Annotated in this window: 3 protein-coding genes and 1 pseudogene; 1 reads left to right on the top strand and 3 read right to left on the bottom strand. The window is 72.0% G+C overall.

The window, feature by feature from the left end:
• Nucleotides 1-67: 67 nt before the first annotated feature.
• Entirely contained in the window at nt 68-961 is an 894-nt protein-coding gene (locus ASG00_RS04875; protein WP_045247013.1) for an EamA family transporter, read from the top strand.
• Between the two features lie 85 nt (nt 962-1,046).
• Here the strand turns inward: ASG00_RS04875 and tal are convergent.
• The 3 genes and pseudogenes from tal to ASG00_RS15670 form a co-directional block, all read right to left on the bottom strand.
• Nucleotides 1,047-1,785: pseudogene (gene tal / locus ASG00_RS04870) on the bottom strand (transaldolase); the annotation flags it as partial.
• 1 nt (nt 1,786) lies between these two features.
• A partial coding sequence (locus ASG00_RS16950; RefSeq protein WP_327037487.1) for a transaldolase family protein occupies nt 1,787-2,146 on the bottom strand: 360 nt, incomplete at its 3' end.
• The coding region (locus ASG00_RS15670) for a transketolase-like TK C-terminal-containing protein (protein WP_327037486.1) at nt 2,143-2,647 on the bottom strand (505 nt) is incomplete at its 5' end. The genes ASG00_RS15670 and ASG00_RS16950, both read right to left, overlap by 4 nt.

Below are 2,647 nucleotides of genomic sequence, written 5' to 3'. Positions count from 1 at the left end.
CCCCCGCACGGCGATGTCGGGAGGACATGCTTTGATCGGAATGTTCCCCGACGGTTGGAAGAGTGCGATGTCCCCTGCCCGCAGCAGCTACGGCGCGATCGGTCTCGTGCTGATCGGTCTGGCCTGTCAGGAGGTCGGCGCGTCGATCGCCGTGCTGCTCTTCCCCGCTGTCGGGCCTCTCGGCATGGTGATGCTGAGACTCGTGTTCTCGGCGCTCGTGCTTCTCGCGATCGCCCGCCCGCGCCTGCGCGGGCTCTCGCGAGACGCCTGGCTCTCGGCCCTCGCGTTCGGGCTCGTGCTCGCACTCATGAACGGTCTGTTCTACCTCGCCCTCGAGCGTCTGCCCCTCGGTGTGACGGTCACGATCGAGGTGCTCGGCCCGCTGACCCTGTCGATCATCGTCGCCCGCCGTGCGAGCGCCCTCGTCTGGGCGGGAATCGCCGCCCTCGGAGTGGCGGCCCTGGGCGGGGGCGGCTGGGATCGACTCGACCTGCTCGGGGTCGTGTTCGCACTCGCCGCGGCCGCCAGCTGGGCTTTCTACATCCTCGCCTCCGCACGGGTGGGGCGGCTCTTCGCCCGACTCGACGGCCTCGCGATCGCGATGGCGGCGGGCGCGGTGGTCTCGCTGCCGTTCGGCATCGTCGACGCGGGCTCCGCCCTCGTGCGACCTGAGCTGCTCGGCCTCGGGGCGGCCGTCGCGCTGCTGTCGTCGACCATCCCGTACGCCCTCGAACTGTTCGCGCTGCGGCGGGTCGCGGCATCCGTCTTCGCGGTGCTGATGAGTCTCGGCCCGGCGACCGCCTCGGTGGCGGGATTCCTGCTTCTCGGACAGCATCTCGCCCTGCTCGAGATCGCGGGCATCGCGCTCGTCGTGATCGCGAGCGCGGGCGCCGTGCTCGCCGGCGCGCGCCCGCGCACCGTGCGGGCGCTGCCTGACGGCGCGCTGCCGCCGCAGGCCTGACTACCGGCTCGAATCGGCCCGCGTCGAGTGCCTGTCGATTCGGTCGACTGTGCGCGCCTTCCGGGGTCGTGCGGCCGGGTCGGGCTCAGTGCGTGAGCGCCGGGGCGAGTGCGGCCGCGACCGTTGACGTCAGATCGGCCCACGAATCGACGAACGCCGCGACTCCGCGCTCTTCGAGCAGCCGCGTGACATCGCCGAAGTCGACCCCCGCCGCCGCGAGGGCGTCGAGAACGGCCCGGGCGTCGGCATCGCGGGCGGTGACCGTGTCGCCCGTGATGATCGCATGGTCGAAGGTCGCCTCGAGGGTGGCGGCCGGCATCGTGTTGACGGTGCCGCGCGCGACCAGCTCGGTGACATAGCGGGTGTCGGGGAAGGACGGGTCCTTCACGCCGGTCGACGCCCAGAGCGGCCGCTGACGGTTCGCCCCGGCGGCGAGCAGCGCCCGTACCCGGGGCTCCTCGAACCGCTGCTCGTACAGGTTGTACGCGAGGCGGGCGTTCGCGAGCGCCGCCTGGCCGCGCAGGGCGAGTGCCGCGTCGGTGCCGATCGCCGCGAGCCGGGCGTCGACCTCCGTGTCCACGCGCGAGATGAAGAACGAGGCCACGGAGTGGATCGTGGTCAGGTCGAGGCGGTTCGCGCGCGCCTGCTCGAGGCCGGCGAGGTAGGCGTCGATGACCTCGGTATAGCGCTCGAGGCTGAAGATGAGCGTCACGTTCACCGACACCCCGGCCGCCACCACGGCGGTGATCGCCGGAAGTCCCGCGCGGGTCGCGGGGATCTTGATCAGCACGTTGGGCCTCGCCACCGCGGCGTGCAGGGCGAAGNGCCCTCGGTGTCGTGGGCGAGCTCGGGGGAGACCTCGATCGAGACGCGTCCGTCGACGCCGCCCGTCGCGTCGTAGACCTCCCGCAGCACATCGCAGGCGTCGCGCACGTCGTCGGTCGTGATGCGGAGGATGGCCTCATCGACGGATGCCGCGGCCGCGGCTTCCCGCGCGAGTGCCGGCCCGTACCCCGCACCGCGGGTGATGGCCGCCTGGAAGATCGACGGGTTGGTCGTCACTCCCGTGACGTTGCGGGTGCGCACGAGTTCGGCGAGCTCGCCGGACTCGATGCGCTCGCGGGAGAGATCGTCGAGCCAGATGCTCACGCCCGCCGCGGCGAGGGCGGCCGTCGGCGTGCTCACGCTGTCGCCTCGATCGTCTCGTGCGCCGCCGCGACGACCGCGTCGACGGTGAAGCCGAAGCGGCGCTGCAGCTCGCCGGCCGACGCCGAGGCGCCGAAGTGATCGATGCCGATGACGCGGCCCGCGTCGCCGACGATCCGGTGCCAGCCGAGCGTCGAGCCCGCCTCGACCGAGACCCGGGCCTTGATCGTCGAGGGGAGTACGGACTCGCGGTAGGTGTCGTCTTGTTCGGCGAACCATTCGAGGCTGGGGGCGGAGATGACGCGGGCCTGCACTCCTTCGGCCGCGAGACGCGTGCGAGCCTCGACGGCCAGGTGCACTTCGGAACCCGTCGCGATCAAGATCACGTCGGGGGTGCCGTCCTCCGCATCCACCAACACATAGGCGCCCTTCCTGACGCCCTCCGCCCCGGCGAATCCATCGATCTCTCGGGGCAGGACGGGGAGGTTCTGGCGGGAGAGGGCGATGCCGGCGGGCCCGGTGTGGCGGGTGAGGAGTTCG

It is taken from the genome of Microbacterium sp. Leaf351, from assembly GCF_001423825.1.
In the GTDB taxonomy this organism is placed as follows: Bacteria; Actinomycetota; Actinomycetes; order Actinomycetales; family Microbacteriaceae; genus Microbacterium; species Microbacterium ginsengisoli.
This window is presented reverse-complemented; position numbering and strand designations above follow the sequence as displayed.

Coding starts and splice junctions, on each gene's coding strand:
- ASG00_RS04875 (WP_045247013.1), top strand. CDS start 68: ATGTCCCCTGCCCGCAGCAGCTACGGCGCGATCGGTCTCGTGCTGATC.